Origin of the sequence: Streptomyces sp. NPDC048349, assembly GCF_040651925.1 — a bacterium.
GTDB lineage: Bacteria > Actinomycetota > Actinomycetes > Streptomycetales > Streptomycetaceae > Streptomyces.
Map to the genome: position 1 here is coordinate 79899 of NZ_JBEZLA010000004.1, position 19144 is coordinate 99042.

18 protein-coding genes are annotated in these 19144 nt (G+C 72.7%); 9 read left to right on the forward strand and 9 right to left on the reverse strand.

Going from position 1 to position 19144, the window contains the following annotated elements:
* Positions 1 to 3: 3 nt before the first annotated feature.
* From cbiQ to AB0D44_RS04365, 3 genes are read left to right on the forward strand one after another with little or no spacing between them, the layout of a single operon-like run.
* Complete coding sequence (gene cbiQ / locus AB0D44_RS04355; RefSeq protein WP_362584138.1) at positions 4 to 753, forward strand: cobalt ECF transporter T component CbiQ; 750 nt, start codon at positions 4 to 6, stop codon at positions 751 to 753.
* Positions 750 to 1571, forward strand: a complete 822-nt coding sequence (locus tag AB0D44_RS04360; RefSeq protein WP_362584141.1) for an ATP-binding cassette domain-containing protein — start codon at positions 750 to 752, stop codon at positions 1569 to 1571. The genes cbiQ and AB0D44_RS04360 overlap by 4 nt, the downstream gene beginning before the upstream one ends.
* Positions 1572 to 1609: 38 nt before the next feature.
* The gene (locus tag AB0D44_RS04365) at positions 1610 to 2206 is read left to right on the forward strand and encodes a PadR family transcriptional regulator (protein ID WP_362584144.1); all 597 of its coding nucleotides are present in this window, start codon (positions 1610 to 1612) and stop codon (positions 2204 to 2206) included.
* Between the two features lie 46 nt (positions 2207 to 2252).
* Here AB0D44_RS04365 and AB0D44_RS04370 read toward each other — a convergent pair whose 3' ends face one another.
* From AB0D44_RS04370 to AB0D44_RS04400, 7 genes are all read right to left on the reverse strand, one after another.
* Complete coding sequence (locus tag AB0D44_RS04370; protein ID WP_362584147.1) at positions 2253 to 2465, reverse strand: EF-hand domain-containing protein; 213 nt, start codon at positions 2463 to 2465, stop codon at positions 2253 to 2255.
* A gap of 226 nt (positions 2466 to 2691) precedes the next feature.
* Entirely contained in the window at positions 2692 to 3879 is a 1188-nt protein-coding gene (locus tag AB0D44_RS04375; RefSeq protein ID WP_362584150.1) for a YncE family protein, read from the reverse strand.
* Positions 3876 to 4673 (reverse strand): polysaccharide deacetylase family protein, encoded by a 798-nt coding sequence (locus tag AB0D44_RS04380; RefSeq protein ID WP_362584153.1) that lies wholly within the window; start codon positions 4671 to 4673, stop codon positions 3876 to 3878. The genes AB0D44_RS04375 and AB0D44_RS04380 overlap by 4 nt, the downstream gene beginning before the upstream one ends.
* Before the next feature lie 363 nt (positions 4674 to 5036).
* Positions 5037 to 5549 carry an ATP-binding protein gene (locus tag AB0D44_RS04385; protein WP_362584156.1) on the reverse strand — a complete coding sequence of 171 codons (513 nt, stop codon included), beginning with the start codon at positions 5547 to 5549 and terminating at the stop codon, positions 5037 to 5039.
* A 225-nt stretch (positions 5550 to 5774) separates the two neighbouring features.
* Complete coding sequence (locus AB0D44_RS04390; RefSeq protein ID WP_362584159.1) at positions 5775 to 6542, reverse strand: enoyl-CoA hydratase-related protein; 768 nt, start codon at positions 6540 to 6542, stop codon at positions 5775 to 5777.
* An 85-nt stretch (positions 6543 to 6627) separates the two neighbouring features.
* Positions 6628 to 7851, reverse strand: a complete 1224-nt coding sequence (locus tag AB0D44_RS04395; protein ID WP_362584451.1) for an Ig-like domain-containing protein — start codon at positions 7849 to 7851, stop codon at positions 6628 to 6630.
* A gap of 124 nt (positions 7852 to 7975) precedes the next feature.
* Positions 7976 to 9196, reverse strand: a complete 1221-nt coding sequence (locus AB0D44_RS04400) for an Ig-like domain-containing protein (RefSeq protein WP_362584454.1) — start codon at positions 9194 to 9196, stop codon at positions 7976 to 7978.
* Positions 9197 to 9550: 354 nt separating this feature from the next.
* Here AB0D44_RS04400 and glgX point away from each other — a divergent pair, with 354 nt between their 5' ends.
* Positions 9551 to 11731: a glycogen debranching protein GlgX gene (gene glgX, locus AB0D44_RS04405; protein ID WP_362584457.1), complete on the forward strand. Its 2181-nt coding sequence runs from the start codon at positions 9551 to 9553 to the stop codon at positions 11729 to 11731.
* Here the strand turns inward: glgX and AB0D44_RS04410 are convergent.
* Positions 11728 to 12237 (reverse strand): MarR family transcriptional regulator, encoded by a 510-nt coding sequence (locus AB0D44_RS04410; RefSeq protein WP_362584162.1) that lies wholly within the window; start codon positions 12235 to 12237, stop codon positions 11728 to 11730. The genes glgX and AB0D44_RS04410 overlap by 4 nt on opposite strands.
* Before the next feature lie 71 nt (positions 12238 to 12308).
* On the opposite strand from AB0D44_RS04410, the gene AB0D44_RS04415 reads away from it, so the two are divergent.
* Entirely contained in the window at positions 12309 to 13508 is a 1200-nt protein-coding gene (locus AB0D44_RS04415; protein ID WP_362584164.1) for an MFS transporter, read from the forward strand.
* 33 nt (positions 13509 to 13541) lie between these two features.
* Positions 13542 to 14264, forward strand: coding sequence for a CDP-alcohol phosphatidyltransferase family protein (locus AB0D44_RS04420; RefSeq protein WP_362584167.1), 723 nt, complete (start codon positions 13542 to 13544; stop codon positions 14262 to 14264).
* Here the strand turns inward: AB0D44_RS04420 and AB0D44_RS04425 are convergent.
* On the reverse strand, positions 14245 to 14733 hold the full coding sequence (locus AB0D44_RS04425) for an adenylyltransferase/cytidyltransferase family protein (protein WP_362584170.1): 489 nt from the start codon (positions 14731 to 14733) through the stop codon (positions 14245 to 14247). The two genes, AB0D44_RS04420 and AB0D44_RS04425, sit on opposite strands and share 20 nt — an antisense overlap.
* Before the next feature lie 172 nt (positions 14734 to 14905).
* Between AB0D44_RS04425 and AB0D44_RS04430 the strand changes: the two genes are divergently transcribed.
* Genes AB0D44_RS04430 through AB0D44_RS04440 form a run of 3 tightly spaced genes read left to right on the forward strand, consistent with a single transcriptional unit; the run spans position 14906 to position 19076 of the window.
* On the forward strand, positions 14906 to 16114 hold the full coding sequence (locus AB0D44_RS04430) for a glycosyltransferase family 4 protein (RefSeq protein WP_362584459.1): 1209 nt from the start codon (positions 14906 to 14908) through the stop codon (positions 16112 to 16114).
* A complete protein-coding gene (locus tag AB0D44_RS04435; RefSeq protein WP_362584172.1) occupies positions 16111 to 17850 on the forward strand; it encodes a lipopolysaccharide biosynthesis protein in 1740 nt (579 codons plus the stop codon). Before AB0D44_RS04430 ends, AB0D44_RS04435 begins: the two co-directional genes overlap by 4 nt.
* Positions 17847 to 19076, forward strand: a complete 1230-nt coding sequence (locus AB0D44_RS04440; protein WP_362584175.1) for a hypothetical protein — start codon at positions 17847 to 17849, stop codon at positions 19074 to 19076. Before AB0D44_RS04435 ends, AB0D44_RS04440 begins: the two co-directional genes overlap by 4 nt.
* Positions 19077 to 19144 lie beyond the last annotated feature (68 nt).

A 19144-nucleotide genomic window follows, 5' to 3' on the forward strand; every position in this document is an offset into this window, starting at 1 on the left:
GCGGTGCTGCCGATCGACGCGGCGGCGCACAGCAGCCGCTGGCGCCACCGCCATCCGCTGGAGAAGGCGCTGCTGGGGATCGGGCTGACGGTCACCGCGGTGTGCCTGCCGCCCTGGCCCGGCGGACCGCTGGTCGCCGCGGCCACCCTGGGTGTGCTCCTCGGCCCCGCGGGGGTGGCCGGGAGGCAGCTGTGGCGGGCCTTCCGGATCCCGCTCGGTTTCTGCTTCACCGGGGCGCTGCCGCTGCTGGTCGCGGTGGGCGGGCCGGCCGGGTTCGTCGCGCTGGCCCCGGACGGCCCCCGGCAGGCCGTCGAGCTGCTGCTGCGCACCTCGGCGGCCTCGCTCGGCGTGCTGCTGTTCGCGTTCACCACCCCCGTCTCCGACGTGCTGCCGCGGCTGGTGCGGGCGGGGGTCCCGGCCCCCGTGGTGGACGTGGCCCTGGTCATGTACCGGATCGGGTTCCTGCTGCTCGATTCCCTCGCCCGGGTCCGCCAGGCCCAGGCGGCCCGGCTCGGCACCACCGGCCGGGCGGCGGCGTGGCGTTCGGTGGCCGGCCTCGCCGCGACCTCGTTCGTACGGGCCTTCGACCGCGCGGCCCGGCTCCAGTCGGGCCTCGCCGGGCGGGGCTACGACGGCGCGCTGCGGGTGCTGGTCCCCGAGTCCTCGCTGTCCTGGCGGTTCCTGTGCTGGTCCGGCGCGCTGCTGGCCGGGCTGGTCGCCGTCACCCTCGTGCTGAAGGAGCTGTACCTGTGAGGCCGTTGGTGGAACTGGTGGGCGCGGGCTACGCGTACGAGGACGGGCCCCCCGTGCTCCGCGGGGTGGACTTCGGGATCACCGCGGGCCGGGCGCTGGTCCTGCTCGGCCGCAACGGCAGCGGCAAGACGACGCTGATGCGGCTGCTGAGCGGCGGCCTCAAGCCGGGCTCGGGCGCGCTGCACCTCGACGGCACGAAGGTCACGTACGACCGGGCCGGCCTGACCCGGCTGCGGACGGCGGTGCAGCTGGTCGTGCAGGACCCGGACGACCAGCTGTTCGCGGCCTCGGTGGAACAGGACGTCTCCTTCGGCCCGATGAACCTCGGCCTGGAGGTCGCGGAGGTCCGCAAGCGGGTCGACTCCGCCCTCGCCGCGCTGGACATCTCGGCGCTGCGGGACCGGCCGACCCACCTCCTCTCGTACGGCCAGCGCAAGCGCGCGGCGATCGCGGGGGCGGTGGCGATGGCTCCGCGGGTGCTGATCCTGGACGAGCCGACGGCCGGTCTGGACCCGGACGGGCAGGAGCGGCTGCTGGAGGTCCTGGCGGGGCTGCGCGCCTCGGGGACCACGGTGGTGATGGCCACCCACGACGTGGACCTGGCCGTGCGGTGGGCCGACGACGCCGCGGTCCTGACCCCGTCGGGCATCCGCGTGGGTCCGGCCCCGCTGCTCCTGTCGGATCCGGAGCTGCTGGCCGGGGCGGGCCTGCGCCAGGCCTGGTCCCCGGCGGTGACGGCCCTGCTGCGCGCCCACGGCCTGCTGGCGGCCGGTCTCCCGGGCCCGCGCACCCCGGAGGCGCTGTCCGAGTGGCGGTAGGCGCCGGAGGAGGCGGGGCGCGTCCCTAGGATGGCGTCATGTCGCTCCCCCACGCCATCCTCACCGCCCTGCTCGAGAAGCCCTCGTCCGGGCTGGAGCTGACCCGGCGGTTCGACAAGTCGATCGGGTACTTCTGGTCGGCGACGCACCAGCAGATCTACCGCGAGCTCGGCAGGCTGGAGGAGTCGGGGCTGATCCGGGAGCTGCCGAGCGAGGTGCCGGTGCGGGGGCAGAAGAAGGAGTACGAGGTCCTGGCGGCGGGCAGCGCGGAACTGGCCCGGTGGGTCGGCGAGAGCCAGGACCCCAAGCCGATGCGCGATCCCCTGCTGCTGCGCATCCGCGCGGCGGGCGTGGTCGGGCCGCACGGCTTGGGCCCCGAGCTGCGGCGCCACCTGGAGCTGCACCGGCGGCAGCTGGCGCAGTACGAGGCGATCGAGGAGAAGGACTTCCCGCCGGAGCGCGACGCCGTGGAGGACCGCCTGCGCCGCCTGGTCCTGCACGGCGGGATCGCCCTGGAGACCTTCTGGCTGCACTGGCTGGAGGAGGCCCTGGGCGAGGTCGAGGACATGACGGCCGAGGGAGCCGACCCCGCCTCCGGCCCTGGCACCGGCACCGACACCGGCACCCGGGTATGACCGCGCCCCCGTCCCGGCAGGCGGTACGGGGGCGGCGGGGCGGGACCTACTTGTTCAGGGCGGCCCAGAACTCGTCGAAGCTCAGCAGGCCGTCGCCGTTGGCGTCCTTGGCGGCCAGCACCGCGTCCGCGACCGCGCCGGTGACGTAGGCGTCACCCATGGCCTTCATGGCCGCGCTGTACTCGTCGGCCGTGACGAATCCGTCACCGTTCACGTCGAACTTGTCGAACGTCGCCCGTGCGCTCTCGATGTCCGCCACTGGGTCCACCCCTTCTTGGTGCTTGTTGACCGGCTCAGGGTAGCCGCCGCGTCCACCGGCCCCCGCTCCGGGTTCCACGTTCCGCCCGTCACCGGCACCTGCCGCCCCGTCCGGCCGGGAGCGGCCGCATCCCACCGGGGTTCTCTCGAGCGGTCCGTCCGCGGTCGTCTGCAACGGCACGGGCCGGGACCCCCGCGGGGGTCCCGGCCCCGTCGGACCTCCTCGTCTAGCGGAAGATGCCGGTGTGGCCGAGCGAGTAGCGGCCGGGCTGCGGGTACACGGCCAGGCCGTGCGGGCCGCCGCCGACCGGGATGCGGGCGAGCTGCTTCCCGCTCGTGGTGTCGATCGCGTAGACCTCGGAGTTGTAGCGGCCGGAGAGCCACAGCACCTTGCCGTCGGCGGAGACGCCGCCCATGTCGGGGCTGCCGCCGTCGGGCAGCGTCCACTTCTTGGTGAGCTTGTTCTGCGGGAAGTCGAAGACCGAGATGGTGCCTTCGCCCCGGTTGGAGACGTACATCTCCTTGGAGTCGCGGCTCACGTACAGGCCGTGGCAGCCCTTCCCGGTCGGCAGCAGCTTCGGGACCTCGAAGGTGTCGCCGCTGAGCACCCACATGCCGTGCGCCATCATGTCCGCCACGTAGAAGGTCCTTCCGTCCGGGGAGACCTTGACGTCCTGGGGCATGGCGCCCTCGAACGGCAGCTTCTGCTGGCCGATGACCTCCATCTTCTCGGTGTCGACCTTGAGGAGCTCGCCGGAGAACTCACAGCTCACGATGAAGTAGCGGCCGTCGGCGGAGAAGTCGGCGTGGTTGACGCCGTAACAGGTCACGGGGACGGTCTTCACCCGGTCCATCGTGTGCGGATCGCGGAACACGAGCTCCTTGTCCATCGAGGCCATGACGATCGCGTACTTGCCGTTCGGCGTGAAGTACAGGTTGTACGGGTCGTGCACCTCGACGGGCTTTCCGGCCTCCCCGGTGGCCGGGTTGATCGGGGTGAGCGTGTGGCCGCGGTTGTTGTTGACCCACAGGGTCTTCATGTCCCAGGAAGGCACCACGTGCTGGGGCTGGACGCCGACCGGGATGGTGTCGATGACCCGGTACGTGGCCGGGTCGATGACGGACACCGTGTTGGAGTTGGTGTTCGGTACGTAGACGCGGGACGGGAAGTCCTTGACCACCGGGGAGAGTTTGTTCGGCCGGTCCGCCGCGTACACGTCCTTCGGGTCGAGGACCGGGGGCATTCCGGGCAGCCCCGGCGGGGCGGCGGGGACGGCCTTGGGGGGCTTGGCCGGGCCCTTGGTGCCGAGCGCCTCGGCGGGTCCCTTGTCGGCCGATCCGCAGCCGGCCAGGGCGGCGAGGACCAGACCGGCCAGCAGCACGGCGGCCTTCCGGGGAAGGCGGGTGGTCTTCATGGCGTCAGCAGCTCCGTGGTGGTCACCGCGCGCAGCTTGCGGCGCGCGAGTTCTTCGAGGAGGGGTGGCATCGCGTCGACCGTGTCCGCGTAGCCGAAGTGCAGGCTCACCACCGATCCGGGTCGGATCGTCCCGGTGACGGTGCGGATGACGGCCGCGGCACCGGGCGAGGTGAAGTCGAGGGAGTCCACGTCGTACGACAGGACGTGCGGATAGCCGGCCCGCTGGGCCAGCTGCTGGACGAGCGGGGTGGCGTGCTGGGTTTGGGAGGGCCGGAACCAGGTGCCGATGGAGCCGGTGAGCCGCTTGAGCCGCTGGGCGCAGCCGGTGATCTCGGCGTAGGCCTGCGCCTCGGGCAGGTCGTTGATCGCGAGGTGGCGCTGGGTGTGGTTGCCGAGTTCGTGGCCGCCGTCGAGGATCCGGCGGGCCAGGTCCGGGTGGGCGTCGAGCCAGCTGCCGATCGCCAGAACGGTGATCCGCGCGCCGGCCTTCTCGGCCGCGGCCAGTACCGCCCGGGCGGTGGCGGGGTCCCCGTTCCCGTGGAAGGTCAGGGCGACCCGGGGGCGGTCGCGCGGGCCGTGGGCGATCTCGACGGGCTGCCCGGCGTAGCGGCGCGGGTGGGCGGGGGCCGGTCCGGCCGGCCTGGCCGGGCGGGCGGGGCCGGGGGGCGGGGCGGTGGGCGCGGCGGCGGGGCGGCCCGATCCGCAGGCGGCGGTGAGGCCGGCCACGGCGACGGCGGCCGTGGCGTGACCGCCCGCGCGCAGGACCGCGCGGCGGCCTGGATGTGAGAGCACCTGCCCATTTAAGGGGTGGAAGGCCCGGAAGGTAATGATTGACCCAATTCAGGACGTTCGCCGAAGTCGGTCGACCAGGGGCCTGTTCGCTATGTGATCAACGATTTACACCGAGCATTCGATAGTTATTCATCGAATACGAGGCGAGTGGCTCAACTCACCTAAGATTTAGCTAGAAACTCTCACTATTTGCACACTTTTGTCCGAGTTGGGACTTTTGGCGTTCGGGGCCGCGTCTGCCATAGTCGGAACCACGACTTCCCCTTGACCCGAGCGAAGTCCCCACGCCGAGAATCACACCCCATCGATTCTCGGCGCACCCATGAAGCCCCCGCACCGCCCCACACCGGCGACCAGGGGGCTTCAGGCGTTCTGGCGGTCGGCCACGCGCATCTCGAACCAGGTGATCTTTCCGCGCGGCAGCAGGTCGGCGCCCCAGCGGTCGGAGAGTTTGTCGACGAGGAAGAGCCCCCGCCCGGTGGTGTCCAGCTCGTGGACCGGCATCAGGCAGGGCAGCCCGCGCGAGGGGTCGCGCACCTCCACCCGGATCCAGCCGCGCCGCCGGAGCATGCGTAAGCCGAAGGAGCGGGCCCCCGTGTGCCGGACCGCGTTGCCGACGAGTTCCGAGACGAGCAGGACCGCGTGCTCGGAGATCTGGGGGGAAAGTCCCCACAGCCGTATCACCACGCACTGGGTGAGCCTGCGCGCGGTGCCGGCCGATTCCGGCATGGACGGCAGGATCACTTCCGCCTCGGCCGGGTTCCCGTACAACTCCATTGCCTTGAGGCCCTGTTCGTCCTCAAGTGCCGCCGTGAGCCGTACGGCCGAAGCGCTGCTGCGCTGCCGCGGCTGTTCCACACCCTCCAGGCCCGCCATGCACCCATCATGGAGGGCCGAACTCCCCCTCCGGGCCGTTCCACGGGAAAAGCCCCTGCGGAATCAACCATTCCGCAGGGGCCTCCTGTCATATGCGAACGGCAAGGCGAGGTCGGACGTACCGCTGTGACCAGCAGTGACGCAGCGCTGGGAACCGATCACGGTGAGTGGATCACCGAATCTGCTTAAGGCTGCCTTAAGGCCTGGCTAATCCACCCGCAGGGGTCACACGAACTTGGCCTTGCCGGGACCCTCTTCGACGAAGCTGCGCATGCCGCGCTCACGGTCCTCGGTGGCGAACAGGCCCGCGAACCAGTTGCGTTCGATGGTGAGCCCGGTGTCGATGTCGGCCTCCAGCCCCGCGTCCACGCACTCCTTGGCGGCGCGCAGCGCGATCGCCGGGCCCTGGGCCAGCTTGGCGGCCCAGGCGTGCGCCTGCTCGTACACCTCGGCCGCGGGGACCACCCGGTCCACCAGGCCCAGTGCGAGCGCCTCTTCGGCCTTGACCATGCGCCCGGTGAAGATGAGGTCCTTGGCGCGGGAGGGGCCGATCAGGCGGGACAGTCGCTGGGTGCCTCCGGCGCCCGGGATCAGGCCGAGCAGGATCTCGGGCTGGCCGAGCTTCGCGTTGTCGGCGGCGATCCGGTAGTCGGCGCAGAGCGCGAGCTCGCAACCGCCGCCCAGCGCGTAGCCGGTGACGGCGGCGACGACGGGCTTGGGGATGCGGGCCACGGCGGTGAAGGCGTCCTGCAGCGCGCGGGACCGGGCGACCATCGCCGCGTGGTCCATCGCCTGCATCTCCTTGATGTCCGCGCCCGCCGCGAACACCTTCTCGCCGCCGTAGATGATCACCGCGCGGACGTCGGCCCGGTCGGTCGCCTCCACCGCGAGCTCGCGCAGCCGGTCCTGGGTGGCGATGTCCAGGGCGTTCATGGGCGGCCGGTCCAGGCGGAGGGTGCCGACGCCTTCGGAGACTTCGAGAGAGATGGTCATACGGGGAAGGTTAGCGCCGGTTAACAGGAAGCGGCCCGGTGCTGTGGGTCACAGCACCGGGCCGCCCGGGACTACGGACGGGGGACTATTTGATCCACTCCGCCCAGTCCATGTTCCAGCCGTTGAGGCCGTTGTCCGGGGCGATCTGCTTGTCCTTGGAGTTCTTCACGATGACCACGTCGCCGATCAGCGACTCGTTGAAGAACCAGGCGGCGGGCTGGTTGTTGTCACCGGCGCCGCGGACGTCCTTGAGGCCGACGCAGCCGTGGCTGACGTTCTCCGAGCCGAAGGTGCCCGAGGAGGCCCAGTAGTTGCCGTGCACGAAGGTGCCCGAGTTCGACAGGCGCATCGCGTGCGGCACGTCGGAGATGTCGTACTCCCCGCCGAAGCCGACCGTCGCGCCGTTCATCCGCGTGACCTTGTACTTCTCGCTGATGACCATCTGCCCGTTGTACGTGGTCGTCGACGGGGCGCCCGCGGTGATCGGGATGTTCTTGAGCACCTGGCCGTCGCGGACGACCTGCATCTGCTTCTCGCTCGCGTCGACCGTCGAGATCTGCGAGCGGCCGATGGTGAAGGTGACCGTGCGCGTCTGCTTGCCGTAGACGCCGGGGCGGCCTTCGACTCCGTCGAGGGCGAGCTTCACGGTGACCTTGGTGCCCGCGGCCCAGTACTTCTCGGGGCGGAAGTCGAGGCGGTCGTTGCCGAACCAGTGGCCCTCGATCGGCACGGCCGGCTCGGCCGTCACGGTGATGGCCTTCTCGACGGCCTCGGGGTTGGTGATGCCGCGGGTGAAGTTGATCGACACCGGCATGCCCACGCCGACGGTGGAGCCGTCCTCGGGCGTGTAGTGCCCGATGAAGGTGTTCGTCGGGGTCAGCGTGGTGAAGGTGGTGTCCTTGGCGGACTCCCGGCCGGCCTCGTCCTTGGCGACCGCGTGCACCTTGTACTCGGTGGCGGAGGCCAGGTGGCGGGAGGGCTCCCAGCTCGCGCCGTCGTCGGCCAGCTTGCCCTCGACCGCGTTGCCCTTGGTGTCGGCGACGGTCACCGTGGTGAGCTTGCCGCCGGTGCTGGTTATCTTCAGGACGCCGCTGGTGGCGACCTCCTTGGCGCCGTCGTCCGGCTTGACGTTGACCACGGCCTTGGACGCCTCGGTGCCGGTCTTGCCACCGCCCCCGGCGTTGTCGCTACCGCTGCCGCTGCCGTTGTTGCCTCCGCCGCCGCCGCTGCACGCGGTGGTCAGCAGCAGGGCGGCCCCCAGCAGAAGGGCCGGCAGGCCGGTGCGGACGCGGCCGCGTATCGGCTGCAGGTTCACTCGTGTTCTCCCCATGTCCCCCGCGCGCGGGCAGTCGCGCGCTTGTCGACAGGAAATCACATGGGGAGAACACGAAAAGCCACGGTCATGTCACCGTTCCGTCCCAAGTGGCGGGGGGTCAGGCCAGGGCGGAACCCGCGACCCAGTCCGCCCAGGACATGTTCCAGCCACCCAGGCCGTTGTTCGGGGCCACCGTCTTGTCCTGCGAGTTGACGACCTCCACCACGTCACCGACCAGGGTCCGGTCGAAGAACCAGCCGGCCGGGGTGTCGGACCCACCGCCCTTGTCGTCGCGCAGGCCCACGCAGCCGTGGCTCACGTTGGCGGAGCCGAAGGTGTCGGGGCTGGCCCAGTAGTTGCCGTGCAGGAAGGTCCCGGACGAGGTCAGCCGCATGGCGTGCGGGACGTCGGGGATGTCGTACTCCCCGCCGAAACCGACGGTCTGACCGTTCATGCGGGTGACGTCGAAGAGCTCCATCACCACCATCTTCCCGTTGTAGGTGGTGCTCTTGGGCGCTCCCGCGGTGATCGGCAGGGTCTGCAGCAGCTCACCGTCCCGGCGGACCTCCATGGTGTGCGCGGCCGCGTCCACGGTGGAGATCTGGGAGCGGCCGACGGTGAAGGTGACCGTCTTGTCCTGGATCCCGTACGAGCCGGGCGCGCCCTCGACGTCGCGCAGGTTCAGCCTCACCGTGACCTCGGTGCCGGCCTTCCAGTACGTCTTGGGCCGGAAGTCGAGCCGCTCCTTGCCGAACCAGTGGCCCACGACCTCGACCGGCGGCTTCGAGGTGACGGTGATGGCCCGCTCCACATCGGCGCGTCGCGCGATGGCCCGGCTGAAGTTGAAGGAGACGATCATGCCGGTGCCGACGGTGGAGCGGTTCTCCGGCTTGAAGTAGCCGATGAAGCGCTCCTCGGGAACGTAGGTGGTGAAGGTGGTGTGGCGGGCCTGGCGGCGGTCGTGTCCGTCGAGTGCGACGACGTCCACGGTGTACTTGGCGGCGAGCGAAAGCCGAGCGGCCTGCGGCTCGGGACTCCAGCTGAGCCCGTCCTCGGCGATCGCGCCCGGCACCCGCTCCTCCTGCGCGTCCTCCACCTTGGTGACCACCACCCGCTCCAGCCGGCCCTCGGGGACGGTGACGCCGAGGCGGGCGTCGGCGGGCACGCCCTTGGCGTTGTCGTCGGGGGTGATCCGGATGGCCTCGTCCGGCGAGCGGGGTTTGCCGGGCAGCGCGATCTCGACCGGGGAGCGGCCGTCCTCGGTGCATCCGGCCAGGCCGCCGAGCAGGCCCGCCCATGCCGCCACGGCGGCCAAGCCCGCCCCTGCCCGCCTCGTCAGAAGTGTCACGTTCCCTCCAACGACCGGGCCCCTCCGGGGGAAACGTGAGCGGCGCGCACGTTCCGGGCGGAACTGTCCGGGCAGAACAGTGGGAAGGACCAGGCGGAGACCGCTTGGACGGGGGCGGGCCCAGGCCGGGACGCCGGGGCCGCACCCCCCTCCCCCGCAGGTACCCAGGAGCCGTGGAGGCGGGCAGTGTCGAGCGCAGCCGAGCAGGAAGAGGCGGTGGAAGCCGTCGGCAACGTGGTGGACGCCGCGAACGCGGTGGACGCCGGGAGCGCGGTGGACGCCGGGAGGGCGGTCCGGGACGCCGGCCGTACCGCGCCCGCGCCCCACGGCCAGGTCAGGGGCCAGGTGTCGCGGGTGTCCGGGCGCCCGGGGCCACCGGTGTGGCCCGGGTCCTCGCATCCCCTGGGGGCCCGGTTCCACCACGGGCCGGACGGGACGGCGGGCACCAACTTCGCGCTGTGGGCGCAGGGCGCGGAGGCGGTGGAGGTGTGCCTGTTCGACGAGGTCGGGGCCGAGACCCGCTGCGCCCTGACCGAGCTCACGCACGAGATCTGGCACGGCTTCGTGCCCGGGGTCCGTCCCGGGCAGCGGTACGGATTTCGGGTGCACGGGCGCTGGGATCCCTGGACGGGGGCCCGGTACAACCCGTCGAAGCTGCTCCTGGACCCGTACGCCCGTGCCGTGGACGGCGAGTTCAGCCTGCCGCCGGAGGTGTACGGGCACGTCCGCGACTGGCCTCAGCAGTACATCGCCGACACCGTGCGCGACGACCGGGACTCGGCGCCGTTCGTCCCCAAGGGGGTCGTGGTCCACGATGACGACGACTGGGCGGACGACGTACGGCCGAAGACCCCCTGGGCCGATTCGGTGATCTACGAGCTGCACGTGCGCGGCTTCACGATGCGACACCCGGGGATTCCGGCCCACCTGCGCGGCACGTACGCGGGGCTGGCCCATCCGGCGGCGGTGGAGCACCTGGTGACCCTGGGCGTGACGGCGGTCGAACTGCTGCCGGTGCACCAGTTCGCGCACGAGGACCACCTGCTGCGCCGGGGGCTGCGCAACTACTGGGGCTACAACTCGGTCGGCTACTTCGCCCCGCACGCGGGCTACTCCTCGAGCGGGACGGCGGGCCAGCAGGTCGGGGAGTTCAAGCGGATGGTGCGGGCCCTCCACGCGGCGGGGATCGAGGTCATCCTCGACGTGGTCTACAACCACACGGCGGAAGCGGGCGAGCTCGGTCCGACGCTGTCCCTGCGCGGGATCGACAACCGGGGCTACTACCGGCTGCAGTCCGACCAGCGGCGGTACGCCGACTACACCGGCTGCGGGAACACCCTGCACGCGGGGCGCCCGCACGTGCTGCGCCTGATCACGGACTCCCTGCGGTACTGGGTGACGGAGATGGGGGTGGACGGCTTCCGCTTCGACCTGGCGGCGGCGCTGGCCCGCTCGATGCACGACGTGGACATGCTGTCGCCGTTCCTGGCGGTGATCGCCCAGGACCCGGTGCTGCGCCGGGTCAAGCTGATCGCGGAGCCCTGGGACGTGGGCTCCGGCGGCTACCAGGTGGGCGCCTTCCCCCCGCTGTGGACGGAGTGGAACGACCGCTACCGGGATGCCGTACGGGACTTCTGGCGGGGCGCGCTGCCCGACGTGCGGGACCTCGGGTACCGGCTGTCGGGGTCGAGCGACCTGTACGCGTGGGGCGGGCGGCGGCCGTACGCCTCGGTGAACTTCGTGACCGCGCACGACGGTTTCACCTTGCGCGACCTGGTGTCCTACGAGCGCAAGCACAACGACGCGAACGGGGAGGCGGGCCGGGACGGGACGAACGACAACCGGTCGTGGAACTGCGGGGTGGAGGGCGATCCGCCCGAGGGCACGGACCCGCGGATCGCCGCGCTGCGCCGCCGGCAGCTGCGCAACCTCCTCACCACCCTGCTGCTGTCGACGGGGGTGCCCATGCTCGTCGCGGGGGACGAGTTCGGGCGCACCCAGGGCGGCAACAACAACGCGTACTGCCAGGACAACGAGACGGGGTGGGTCGACTGGTCGCTGCTGGAGGATCCGGCGTGGCGGGAGCTGTTCGCGCTGACCGCGCGGCTGATCTCGCTGCGCCAGGCCCATCCGGTGCTGCGGCGGCGGGCGTTCTTCTCCGGCCGTCCACAGGGGGTGGACGGGCTGCGGGACCTGGCCTGGTTCACCCCGGCGGGGGCGGAGATGACGGAGCGGGACTGGTACGCGCCGGCGGCGGCGCTGGGGATGTACCTGTCGGGGCGGGACATCCCGGGCCGTGACGAGCGGGGCCGGCAGGTGACGGACGACAGCTTCCTGGCCCTGCTGCACACCGGGGACCGGCCGGTGGCGTGGGTCCTGCCGGGGCCGCCGTGGGCGGAGGCGTACGAGCTGGTCCTGGACACCTCGCGCGAGGACCAGTCCGAGGCCCCGCTCACCCGCCACCGCGGCGGCGGGACCCTGACGGTCCCGGCCCGTTCGGTGCTGCTGCTGCGGGTGGCGGGCTAGCTGGACCAGGGGGCCCCGGTCTCGACGTGGAGCAGCATCCGTTTGAGGAGGGCGGAGAGGGCCGCCTGTTCGGCGGGGGCGAAGGGTGCGAGCATCGCCTGCTCGGCGACCCCGCGCAGCCGCATGGCCGCGGCCCAGCGGCTGCGGCCCTCTTCGGTGAGCTCGACGTCGACGCGGCGGCGGTCCCCGGCCACGCGCAGGCGGCGGATCAGGCCGGACTTCTCCAGGGTGTCCAGGCGGCCTGTCATTCCGGCGGGCGAGAGGAGGAGTTCGGCGGCGAGTTCGGAGGGGGTGGCCCGGGCGTCGGCGCCGCGGGAGGCGAGGCGGTGCAGGGTCTCGAACTCGAAGGCCTGCAGCCCGGTCTCGGCCAGCGCCCGGTCCTTGGCGTGGCCCACGTGCTTGGCGAGGAGCTGGATGCGGGTGATGACCTCTTCGGTGCCCACGTCGAAGGGGACGATGCCGCTCCAGCGGGCGATGTGCCGGTCGACCGAGTCCTCTGCGTCCATGGGCGCAGTATCGCACCGGGCCGACCGTATTTCGTTGACGAATAATTCGCTGACGAAATACATTGCCCGTCATGACCCCGACCATCCGGCGGCTGGTGGCCGGCCGCACCTTCGCGGCCTTCGCCACGGCCCTCATCCCCACCACCCTGACACTGGCGCTCGTGCGCACCGGTTCCGCCGGGGACCTGGGACTCGTGCTCGCCTGCGAGTTGCTGCCGATGCTGCTCCTGCTGCCCGTCGCCGGGGTGGCGGCCGACCGGTTCCCCGCCCGGCGGGTGGTGCTCGTGGCCGACCTCGTACGGGCGGCCGCCCAGCTGGCGACCGCAGCCGTGCTGATGGCCGGTCCCGCGGACGTCCCCCGGCTGGCCGTGCTCGCGGCCGCGACCGGGGCCGCCGTGGCCTTCGGCACTCCCTCCGCGCGCACGCTCGTCGCCGCCGCGGTCCCCGAGGACCGGCGGCTGCGCGTCAACACCCGGCTCGGGGTGGCCACCGGGCTCGCGCAGATCGCGGCGCCGGCGGCCGCCGGGGTGCTGATGCTGGCCATCGGGGCGGGGTGGTCCTCCCTGCTGACCGGCGCGCTCTTCCTGCTCTCCGCGCTGACCCTGGGCGGCCTGCCCGTGGCCCCGGGCCCGTGCGGCACGCCGCGCGCCGCCTTCACCGCCGAACTGCGCGGGGGCTGGGCCGAGACCCGGCGCCACCCGTGGTTCCTGGCCAACGTGCTGGCCCACGGGGTCTGGCACCTGGCCGCCGGACTGCTGCTCACCCTCGGCCCGCTGATCGCCGTGGAGAGCCTGGGCGGTCAGGGCTCCTGGGTGGTCATCGCCCAGACCGGCACGGTCGGGATGCTGATCGGGGTCTGGGCGGCCGGGCGGCTGCCCGTCCGCCGGCCGCTGCACGCGGTGGCCTTCGGGGCCGCCGCCCAGGCCCTGCCGCTCACCGCCTTCGCCCTGCGGCTGCCGCTCCCGGTGACCGCGACCGCGTTCTTCTGCGCCATGTTCGGCCTGGGGGTGCTGAGCCCGCTGTGGGAGACGGAGATGCAGCGCCGCATCCCGCTGGAGACCCTGGGCCGGGTCGGGTCCTTCGACGCCCTGATCTCCTTCGCCGCGCGCCCGCTGGGCCTGGCGGCGGCCGCCCCGCTCGCCGCCGTCACGGGGACCGCGGCCCCGCTGCTGGCCGCCGCCGCGCTGACGGCCGCCGCGAACCTGTCCGTCCTGCTGCTCCCCGGCGTACGCGAACGCCCCGAGCAGGAACCCGCTTGCGCCCTGCGATGATGTGTTCGACATCGTCACTGAGGGGGGCCGTGCATGGGCAAAGTCGTATGGGCGCTGCGGGAGCTGCGCGGGGCGCAGAAGTCGGCGAAGGGGGTTTCGCTCTACTCGCGGTTCGTGAACCGGCCGACCGGGCGGTACCTGGCCGCCGGTTCGTACGCGCTCGGGCTCACCCCGAACCAGGTGACGCTGATCAGCGCCGCCTTCAGCCTCGGCGCCGCGGCGGCGGTCGCACTGAGCGCGCCCTCCTGGGGGCTGGGGATCGCCGTGTGGGCCGCGCTCGCCGTGGGGTTCGCCTTCGACTCCGCCGACGGCCAGCTGGCCCGGCTGCGCGGGGGCGGCAGCGCCGCGGGCGAGTGGCTGGACCACGTCGTGGACTGCGCCAAGCTGACCGCCCTGCACTCGTGCGCGCTGATCGCCTTCTACCGCTTCCCGGACGCCTACGGGACGGACGGGGACGGCTGGCTGCTGGTGCCCCTGGGCTTCCAGTTCGCCGCGATCGTGACCTTCTTCGGCGGACTGCTGACCGAGAAGCTCAAGCCCAGGCCGGCTCCCGAGAGCCCCGCCGCCGCACCGTCGACGGTCCGCGCGGTGGCGTTGCTGCCCGTGGACCACGGGGTGTTCTGCCTGGTGTTCCTGCTGCTCGGCGGGGGGAAGCTGTTCGCCTGCGCGTACGCGGCCCTCGGGGTCGTCGCCGGGCTGTTCCTGCTGGCGTTCCTCGTCAAGTGGTTCCGGGAGCTCAGCGCCGTTCCGCGGTGAACGGCTCCGCCTCCGCGAGGGGTTCGGCGAGCACGTCCAGTGCCCGGCGCAGCTGGGTGCTGGAGGTGTGGACGGTGTAGGGGAAGTAGACGACGTCGACGCCGAGGGCAGCGAAGTCCTTCTCCAGCTTGTCGCCCTTGGGGGTGCCCCGCCAGTCGTCGCCCTTGAAGATCACGTCGAAGCGGACCTGCCTCCAGGTCTCCACCTTGTCCGGGACCGTCTCGACGAAGGCGGAGTCCACGTACTTCACGCTCCGCACGATCTCCAGCCGCTCGAGGAGGGGGATCATCGGGCGGCGCCCCTTGGCGAGTTCGGCCATCTCGTCGGAGACGACCCCGGCCACCAGGTAGTCGCACTGACTGCGTGCGTGCCGAAGGATGTTGAGGTGTCCGATATGGAACAGATCGTACGCACCCGGCGCATAGCCCACTCGGTACGGCCCGCGCGTGGGCGCGCGACGCTCGGACATATCCCGCTCCATCATCTGTTACCCCCCAGCGGCCACACCCCCCGGTGTGGCGGATTAGCAGACAATAGCGTGCACGTTCCGCAGCACGCGGGTGAACGAATAGGGTGACGTGCGCATCATCCAGGGGAGAAGGGGACGCTCAGTGTCCAGATCCGGTCACCGGCGCCTGCTGCTGGTCTCCACCAACTACGCACCCGAGCACGCGGGAATCGGGCCCTACGCCACCCAGATCGCGGAGCACTGGGCGAACGATCTCGGCCACGAGACCCATGTCCTGGCGGGCATGCCGCACTATCCGGCGTGGTCGCTCGAGCCGGAGTACAAGGGGGCGCTGCGGCGCACGGAGCGGCGCGCGGGCGTCACCGTGCACCGGCGTGCGCACACCGTTCCGCAGCGCCAGACCGCCGTGAAGCGGGCCCTGTTCGAAGGATCGATTCTGCTGCACGGCGCCGCGGCCCCGCCGCGGATGCCGAAGCCGGACGCGGTCCTGGCCCAGATGCCCAGCCTGGCCGGCGGGGTGCTGGCCGCCCGGCTCGCGGCGCGGTGGAAGGTCCCGTACGTCCCGGTCGTCCAGGACCTGATGGGCGCCGCCGCCGCGCAGAGCGGGATCAGCGGCGGCGACAAGGCGGCCGCGATCGCGGGCCGCGCCGAGGCGTACGCCCTCAAGCGGGCCACGCTCGTCGGCGTCATCCACGAGACCTTCGTGGACCGGGTCGTCGGCATGGGCGTGGACCCGGCCAGGATCCGCCTCGTCCCCAACTGGTCCCACGTGGCCGTGCCCACCAGGCCGCGCGGCGAGACCCGCCGCCACCTCGGCTGGGCCCCGGACCAGACCGTCGTCCTGCATTCGGGGAACATGGGCCTCAAGCAGGGCCTGGAGGTCCTCGTGGCCGCCGCCCGGCTGGACCCGGGCGTCCGCTTCGTCCTGATGGGCGACGGCAGCCAGCGCTCCGCCCTCGCCGAGATGTCGGCCGACGTACCCAATCTGGACATCATCCCCCCTGCCGCTGACGGCGAGTTCCCCGATATCCTCGCCGCGGCGGACGTGCTCGCGGTCACGCAGCACGCCGCCGTACTGGACATGAGCGTTCCGTCGAAGCTCACCTCCTACTTCCAGGCCGGCCGGCCCGTCGTCGCCTCCGTGGCGGCGGAGGGCGGGACCGCCCAGGAGGTGGAGCGCTCGGGAGCAGGGGTGCTCGTGCAGCCGGAGGACCCCGAAGCCCTGCTGAAGGCCGTACGGGTCCTGGCCGAGGACCCCGAGGGCGCGGACGCACTGGGAGCGGCCGGGCCCCGCCACGTGGCGGCCCACCTGAGCCGCGAGGCGGGCCTGGCCCGCATCGACGCACTGATGGACGAAGCACTTGGGGGTCCCCGGCCGTGATCGAGACGAACCGCCCGGCAGCGGCACCGGCCGAGGACGAACCCGACCTCCTGCGGGACCAGTTCCGCCAGCTCCTGCGCTACCGCCGGCTCCTCGGGGCGGGCATCGGGATCGGCCTGCTGGGCGGCGTCTACCTCGGCGTCTCCACGGCCGACACCTACGTGGCGACCGCCGACGTCGTGCTGCGCGCCCCCACCGACGACCCGTTCAACCCGAGCCTGGCCCCCGACAAGGCGATCAACATCGGCTCGGAGCGCCAGGTCGCGCTCAGCTCCTCCATAGCCAACGAGGCGGCGAAGAAGCTCGGCGTCTCCGCCTCCGGCTTCGCGGCCCTGCGCAGCGGCCTCCAGGTGACCAACCCGCCGCAGACGATGGTGCTCCGCTTCACCTACACCGCGTCCTCCCCCAAGGAGGCCGCCAAGCGCGCCAACGCGATGACCGAGGCCTACCTGCTCAAGCGGCAGGAAGCCCTCGACGTCACCCGCGACAAGATGGTCAAGGGCTACCAGGACCAGCGCGACCCGGTGGCCAAGAACCTCGACGAGCTCGTCAAGCAGATCAACTCGATGCCGGCGGGTCCCGCGCGTGACGCGGCCTACTCCTCGAAGACCGACCTGCAGAGCAAGGTCAACACCCTCAACAGCAACATCGCCAAGCTCCAGGCCCTGGACATGACCCCGGGCCGGGTCACCAGCGCGGCGACCCCGCCTCCCGCACCCGACGGGCCCGGCCTGCCCATGTCGCTCGCGCTCGGCGCGGCCGTGGGCCTCGCGCTCGGTCTGCTCGCCGCCTGGGTCCGGCTCGTGTTCGACCCGGCCCCCCGGTCCGAGGGAGACGTGGCCCGCGCCCTGCGCGCGCCCGTCCTGGGCTACCTGCCCCGCGACCGCACGGGCGGCGGGCCGCTGCTCGCCGCCGGTGAGGCCGATCCTCGGCTCGCCGAGGAGTACCGCTCGGTGGCGTTCCGGCTCGCCTACGACTCCCGCTTCGCCGACCGGCGCCGCCTGCTCGTCGTCGCCCCGCGCGGCAGCAGCGAGACCGCGGCCGCGGTGGCCGTGAACCTCGGCGCCTCCTTCGCGGAGACCGGCAAGGACGTCCTGCTCATCGAGGCCGACCTGCGCACCCCGGTGCTGGCCAGCCAGCTGCCGACCGACGCGGGCGGCCGGCCGCGCTGGAGCCAGCAGCCGGGCGCCCCGGCCGCCACCGGACGCCACGCCGACTCCGAGTGGCCCGACGGGCGCCAGCTCGTCGTCGACGCCGGGGAGTCCGGTTCCTTCGACCTGATCCCGGGCGAACGCGCGCGCAACGTCCCGCGGGCGCTGACGTCCGCCCGCGCCACGCGGCTGATCTCCGAGGCCGACTCCCCCAACTCCACCGTCGTCGTGCTCGCGCCGCCCGTGCTCTCGTACGCCGACGCCCTCGCGCTCGTCGACCGCGTCGACGGCGTCCTGGTCGTCTGCGACCCGCGCGCCGTCCACCGCTCCGACCTGACCCGGATCCGCGAACTGATCAGCGGCGCCGGGGGCACGGTGCTCGGCGCGGTCCTGCACGCCCCGCTGCCCGGCGAGAAGCGCGGCCGGGGCAAGGGCGGCAAGGGGGCGGCGCCCGCTGCGGCCCCCGCCCCCTCCCCGCGCACGCCGCAGCCGCTGACGCGCGAGACGGCCGAGCCGGAGCAGCACATCCCGGGCGACGGCACCGACACGGTCGCGCTGCGCACCGTCCGCATGGGCCGGAGATGAGCCGGCGCGGACTCGCCGCCGTCTCCTCGGTCCTGGACCAGGCCGCCTCCAGCGCCACCAACATCGTGGTGCTGGTGCTGGCCGCCCGGCTGTCGTCGGCGTCCGGTTTCGCCGACTTCTCGATGGTGTACGTGACCTTCACCGTGCTCCTGGGCCTGAACATGGCCTACGTCGGCCAGAGTCTCGTCCTGGAGAAGGCCGGCGAGCGGCTGGGCTCGGCGTGCCGGTCGGCCGTGGGCTTCACCGGGGCCGCCTCGGGCGCCGTGGGCGCGGTGCTCGCGGTGGTGGGCCTGCTGCTCGGCGGGGCCGGCGGGCGGGCCTTCCTCGCGCTGGGCCTCGTACTGCCGTTGGTGCTGGTGCAGGACGGGCTGCGGTACTGCTTCTCCGTACTGCGCGCGCCCGAGCGGGCGCTGGCCGCCGACGCGCTGCGGCTGGTGTGCGTGGTCGCGGCGCTGGCGGTGCAGCCCGCGGGGGCTTCGGCGGCGCGGCTGGTGCTCGTGTGGGGGCTGTCCGCGCTGCCCGCGCTGGCGCTGGGGCTGTTGCTGCTGCGGCCGTACGTACGCGGTGCACGGGCGCAGCTGCGGCCGTACCTGCGGCGGGGGCACCTGGGGCAGCGGTTCGTGGTCGAGTTCGCGGTGGGCAACGGCTCGAGCCAGCTCGCCGTGCTCGGCCTCGGTGTCTTCGCGACGCCGCTGGCCGTGGGTGCGCTGCGGGGTGCGACGACTCTTTTCGGGCCGCTGAACGTGCTGTTCAACTCGGCGAACTCGTTCGGGCCGCCGGTGCTGTCGCGGCTCGGCGGGCGGCGGGCGGTGGTGCGGGCGACGCTGGCGCTGGGCGCGGTGCTGGCCGCGGTGGGTGCGGGCTGGGCGGTGGTCCTGTTCCTGCTGCCGGACCGGCTGGGCCGGGAACTGCTGGGCGACACCTGGGCGTCGGCGGCCGCGCTGCTGCCGGCGACGGGGGCGCAGTACGCGGTGATGGGGCTGGGCACGTGCGCGCTGCTGACGCTGAGGGTGCTGGCTCCGAAGTCCACGCTGTCCGTCCAGATCGCCTTCTCCGCCTTGTCGGTGGTGTTCCTGCTCGGCGGGTACGCGGTGTGGGGGCCGCTCGGTGCGGCCTGGGGGCTGGCGGCCGGCTCGGCCCTCAAGGCCGTGGCCGCGTGGGGGCGGGTGGCCCGCCTGCCGGTGTCCGCTCCGCGGGGCGACGAGGCCCAGCGGGTCCTGGCCTGACCCTGCGCGCGGCGCTCCCCCCACCCCGCCCGTCCCCGGAACCGGGCCCGGCCGACCCCGCGCCTCGC